4 protein-coding genes are annotated in these 4250 nt (G+C 64.2%); all 4 read left to right on the forward strand.

From position 1 onward, the window contains the following. Positions 1-524 (forward strand): substrate-binding domain-containing protein (locus tag VGC18_RS14940; protein WP_331098817.1); only part of this gene is annotated, 524 nt, incomplete at its 5' end. Positions 525-623: 99 nt separating this feature from the next. Beyond that, the gene (mmsA, locus tag VGC18_RS14945; protein ID WP_331098819.1) at positions 624-2177 is read left to right on the forward strand and encodes a multiple monosaccharide ABC transporter ATP-binding protein; all 1554 of its coding nucleotides are present in this window, start codon (positions 624-626) and stop codon (positions 2175-2177) included. Beyond that, the gene (gene mmsB / locus VGC18_RS14950) at positions 2164-3339 is read left to right on the forward strand and encodes a multiple monosaccharide ABC transporter permease (protein WP_331098821.1); all 1176 of its coding nucleotides are present in this window, start codon (positions 2164-2166) and stop codon (positions 3337-3339) included. The genes mmsA and mmsB overlap by 14 nt, the downstream gene beginning before the upstream one ends. A 78-nt stretch (positions 3340-3417) precedes the next feature. Beyond that, the coding region (locus VGC18_RS14955) for a substrate-binding domain-containing protein (RefSeq protein WP_331098823.1) at positions 3418-4250 on the forward strand (833 nt) is incomplete at its 3' end.

The following is a 4250-nucleotide window of genomic DNA, read 5'->3' on the forward strand; positions in this document are numbered from 1 at the left end:
AGAAGTACATCGACGACGGAACGCTCGTCGTGGGGAGCGGGCAGACCGGCTTCACCCAGGCGGCGACCCTGCAATGGGACCCCGCGACGGCCAAGGCTCGTATGCAGAACCTGATCGCGAAGTCCTACTCGGGTGGCGAGACGCTCAACGGCGTCCTCTCGCCGTACGACGGTATGTCGATCGGAATCATCTCGGCACTCCAGGGAGCGGGATACGGCACGGCTGACAAGCCACTGCCGACCATCACGGGCCAGGACGCCGAGGCGGCATCGGTGAAGTCGATCATCGCCGGTCAGCAGTACTCGACCATCTACAAGGACACCCGCAAGCTGGCCGACCAGGCCGCCGCCATGGCGAACGACCTGCTCACCGGCAAGACCCCGAAGGTGAACGACACCAAGAGCTACGACAACAAGGTCAAGGTGGTCCCCACCTACCTGTTCCAGCCGACGGTCGTCACCAAGGACAACTACAAGAAGGTCCTCATCGATAGCGGCTACTACACGGAAGCCGATCTCAAGTAGCACCCGGCCTCATCCGAGGTCTGCACCATCCCGGCACTGGCGGCGGGATAGTCCCGCCGCCAGTGCCCTCTCTTTTCTTTGACGGAAGAAGAAGCAACGGTGACAACAAACATTCTCGAGATGCGCAACATCACGAAGACCTTTCCTGGCGTCAAGGCGCTTCAGGATGTCTCGCTCGGTGTCCAGCGCGGCCACATCCATGCGATCTGCGGTGAGAACGGCGCGGGGAAATCGACCCTGATGAACGTGCTGAGCGGGGTGTACCCGTATGGCACCTACGACGGCGAGATCGTCTTCGAAAACGAGCCGGTGGAGTTCCGCACGATCAACGACTCCGAGGCTGCCGGCATCGTCATCATCCACCAGGAGCTGGCGCTGAGCCCCTACCTCTCGATCGCGGAGAACATCTTCCTCGGAAACGAGCAGCAGACCAACGGCTGGATCGACTGGAACAAGACCAACCTCGAGGCGACCAAGCTCCTGGCCAGGGTGGGGCTGAAAGACAATCCGATCACGAAGATCACCGATCTCGGGGTCGGCAAGCAGCAGCTGGTGGAGATCGCCAAGGCGCTGTCGAAGGAGGTCAAGCTGCTCATCCTCGATGAGCCGACGGCGGCGCTCAACGACGAGGACTCCGCCCACCTGCTCGGCCTCATCAAACACCTGCAGGAGCAGGGCATCACCTCGATCATGATCAGCCACAAGCTGAACGAGATCAAGGCGATCGCGGACGAGGTCACGATCATTCGGGACGGCAAGACGATCGAGACCCTCGACATGCACGCCGACGAGATCACCGAGGATCGCATCATCAAGGGCATGGTCGGGCGCGAGCTGGAGAGCCGCTTCCCCGAGCACACGTCGACGATCGGCGAGGAGCTCCTCCGGGTCGAGCACTGGAACGTCTACCATCCGCTGGACAACACGAGGCTCGTCGTCGAGGACGCCGGGATCTCGGTCCACGCCGGCGAGATCGTGGGGATCGCCGGCCTCATGGGCGCCGGCCGCACGGAGCTCGCGATGAGCATCTTCGGGCACAGCTATGGCACGAAGATCTCCGGGAAGGTGTTCAAGAGGGGCGTCGAGATCGACACCAGCACGGTGCCGAAGGCGATCGCCCACGGCATCGCCTACGCGACGGAGGACCGCAAGCGATACGGCCTCAACCTTCTCGACGACATCACCCGCAACATCTCGGGGGCCGCGCTCGACAAGCTCGCCTCGATCTTCGGGTTCGTCGACGGACACAAGGAGACCACGGTCGCGGGCACCTACCTGAAGAGCCTCAACATCAAGGCGCCGAATGTGAACGTGATCACGGGCAAGCTCTCCGGAGGAAACCAGCAGAAGGTGGTCCTGTCCAAGTGGATGTACTCGGACCCCGACGTGCTGATCCTCGACGAGCCGACCCGCGGCATCGACGTCGGAGCCAAGTACGAGATCTACACCATCATCAATCGGCTCGCGGACGAGGGGAAGGGCGTCATCATGATCTCCTCGGAGCTCCCGGAGCTCCTCGGAGTCTGCGACCGCATCTACACCCTCGCCGAGGGTCGCATCACGGCGGACATCTCCCGTGCGGACGCGACCGCCGAATACCTCATGCAGCACATGACCAGAGAACGGGAGAAATCCAGCAATGAAAGCCTTTAGATCTGCCCTGAACTACCTGGCGGGCCAGCTGAGACAGGTCGGTCTTTTCATCGCCCTGATCGTCATCGTGGTGTTCTTCCAGATATCCACCGGCGGCATCACGCTTGCGCCGATCAACGTGTCGAACCTGGTCATCCAGAACAGCTACATCCTGATCCTCTCGATCGGCATGGTGATGGTGATCATCGCCGGCCACATCGACCTCTCGGTCGGCTCGGTCGTCGCCTTCGTCGGCGCCATGGCGGGCGTGATGATCACGGAGTGGCACATCCCATGGCCCGTCGCGATCGTGCTGTGCCTGATCCTCGGTGCGCTCGTGGGGGCGTGGCAGGGATTCTGGATCGCCTACTTCCGCATCCCGGCCTTCATCGTGACCCTGGCGGGCATGCTCGTCTTCCGTGGGGCGGCCCAGATCGCGCTGCAGAACCAGCAGATCTCCCCCTTCCCGGACGCGTTCCGCAAGCTCGGCTCGGGATTCCTCCCCGCATTCGGGACGAGCGGCTACGAGCCGCTGACCCTCATCCTCGGCGCCGTGGCGTCGGTGGTCCTGATCATCAGCTCGCTCAGGCAGCGGGTGGCCCGTCGCAAGTACGACCTCGAGTCCGAGCCGATCTGGTGGTTCTCGCTCAAGCTGGCGTTCACCGTCTTCCTGGTCCTCTATATCGCCTTCCTGCTCGCGAGCTACAGCGGCACCCCCGTCGTGCTGATCATCCTCGGGGTGCTCGTGGTGGTCTACACGGCGGTGATGGCGCGGTCGGTCTTCGGCCGCCATGTCTACGCGATCGGCGGCAACCTCAATGCCGCCGCCCTCTCCGGCGTCAAGACCAAGCGGGTGACCTTCCTGCTCTTCGTCAACATGGGGGTGATCTCGGCGCTCGCCGGCCTGGTATTCACGGCCCAGCTCAACCTCGCCAGCCCGAGCGCCGGTAACGGCTTCGAGCTGGATGCGATCGCGGCCGTCTTCATCGGCGGCGCGGCGGTCACGGGTGGCATCGGAACGGTCACAGGGGCCATCGTCGGTGGTCTGATCATCGGGCTGCTCAACAACGGCATGTCCATCCTCGGTGTCGGCACGGAGTACCAGTCGCTCATCAAGGGGCTCGTCCTTCTCGCCGCCGTGGCCTTCGACGTCTACAACAAGCGCCGCAACGGAGCGAGGTGAGCGCGGCGTAGCGGTAGCCTCAAGATCGTGGCGAATATGACGGATGTTGCGAGGCTCGCGGGAGTCTCGCATCAGACCGTGTCACGCGTCTTGAACGACGAGGGAACCGTGCGTCCGCAGACTCGGGCGAAAGTGGAGGCCGCCATCCAGCAGCTCCGCTATCGCCCGAGTGCGGTCGCCAGGGCCCTCGCGACGAAGAAGACCGGAACGATCGGCCTGATCAGCACGGGCAACCCCCTCTACGGGCCTTCGAGCATCGCGCTGGCGTTTAACGAGGCCGCCAGGGAGAACGGATACCACGTCGTCACGGCGAGCATGTCGAGGTCGAATCATGACCAGATCCTCGAGGCGATCGACGTCCTCCTGCGTCAGCAGGTCGAGGCGATCGTGCTCATCGCCATCGACTACTCCTCGATCGACGCCGTCGACGACGTGGAGATCGACGTTCCCCTGGTCACCGTCGACAGCAGCGGCCACGGCGGTTTTCCCGGTGCCTCGATCGATCAGTTCTCCGGGGCCTCGCTCGCGACGGGATATCTCGCCGATCTCGGGCATCGGAGGATCCTCCACGTCGCGGGCCCGACGGAGTCCCTGGATGCGAGGGAGCGCGAGCGCGGGTGGCGCCGGGAGCTGATGCGGCGGGGGTTGCCCGTCCGGGCCGCGCTCCTCGGCGACTGGACCCCGGAGAGCGGCCTGGCCGCGGGGGAGGAGCTCGCGATGGACCGCGATTTCGACGCGATCTTCGTGTCGAACGACCAGATGGCCATCGGCCTGCTGCAGGCGTTTCGAGCCCACGGCATCCGGGTGCCAGAGGACGTGAGCATCGTCGGCTTCGACGACATCCCGGAGGCCGCCTACTTCGTCCCGCCGCTCACCACCATCAGGCAGGACTTCACCGAGCTCGGCCGGCG

It is taken from the genome of Lacisediminihabitans sp., assembly GCF_036404185.1.
Lineage (GTDB): Bacteria > Actinomycetota > Actinomycetes > Actinomycetales > Microbacteriaceae > Lacisediminihabitans.